We start from the raw sequence: 1,108 nt of genomic DNA on the forward strand, positions 1-1,108 counted from the left end.
GAAGGTTGGAAGAAAGGCGACAAGGTTATCGTTCCGCCGGCCAAGACTGCCGAAGGCGCCAACTCACGCGTCGAGTCCGGTGACTACGAGTGCAAAGACTTCTACTTCTGCACCAAGTCCCTGTAAGTAAGACTTCGCTTTACTCAAACGACTGATTCACAGCCCTTTGCCGGACCGAGAGGTCCGGCTTTTTTTACCTGTGATTACGACGAAAGCGCCTTTACCGCGTCCCGGAAGTGCTGGTTCGATCTCCGTGGTCTCCGGAAGCGGCCTGAAAAGTGTCTGGGCCCTCGCCTCCACGATAAACCCGTTGTCCTGCAACAGACGCTCAACTTCTGCCGCAGAGAAAAACTCCGCATCCCGATAAAAGACGCTCTCGCCCTTGTGCTCCTGGTAAAATGCGCCGAGTTCACTTTCCCGGTCGATCAGACCGATAATCACTTTACCCTCCGGGGCCAAGACTCGATGGATCTCGGCAAGCATGTCGCTGGCTGAATCGACAAAACAGATAGTGGTCACCACCAGGGCGTAATCGAAAACGCAGGCCTTGAACGGGAGCTGCTCGGCTTTGGCTACAGCTACCTTGATATCCCGGGAACGGGCGTAGTTGAGCATCGCCGGAGAAGGATCTATCCCGTACTGCACCCCAAGAGGCACCGCGAACCTCCCGCTGCCAATTCCCACCTCCAGCCCCTTTCCTTCTAATGGGATGAAGGGCCTGACAGCCAGGAGCTCTGAAACATAGGCTTCCCGATGCCTGTCAAACCAGGATTCGTAACGCTCATGATGTGCCTCGAAAGGCTCGATTTTCGGCACCGGGCTCTACCTCTTTCCTGCGTGTTTCAGATCTTTATCGGATCTGGTTCTTTTAACCCGAATGATAGCTGCTAACGGGCACCGAAGCCTCATGTTAGCCCCTGCCAATTGCCTCATCACCAGTCATAGAAAGCATATATCGTTCTGATATATCTTTATTCTTTGCTGGAATTTAAAACGAAAGGTATCTTGGAACAGTCAACTGACAACCCAATCTCAAGAGGACATTTCTATGGAAAACCAAGCAGCACCTGTAGCGGGCCTGCCGCGCATCAACGAACCGGCTCCGGAT

The 1,108-nt window shown here is 53.3% G+C and carries 2 protein-coding genes; one reads left to right on the top strand and one right to left on the bottom strand.

The genetic code is table 11. The annotated features are described in order from the left end of the window. On the top strand, window positions 1-126 hold a 126-nt coding region (locus BM254_RS18040), incomplete at its 5' end, for a hypothetical protein (protein ID WP_425434505.1). 30 nt (window positions 127-156) lie between these two features. On the opposite strand, the gene BM254_RS17625 is transcribed toward BM254_RS18040, so the two are convergent. Continuing rightward, window positions 157-816: a class I SAM-dependent methyltransferase gene (locus tag BM254_RS17625; protein ID WP_092006930.1), complete on the bottom strand. Its 660-nt coding sequence runs from the start codon at window positions 814-816 to the stop codon at window positions 157-159. Between the last annotated feature and the right edge of the window lie 292 nt (window positions 817-1,108).

The organism is Marinobacter pelagius (assembly GCF_900114925.1).
GTDB classification, from domain to species: Bacteria; Pseudomonadota; Gammaproteobacteria; order Pseudomonadales; family Oleiphilaceae; genus Marinobacter; species Marinobacter pelagius.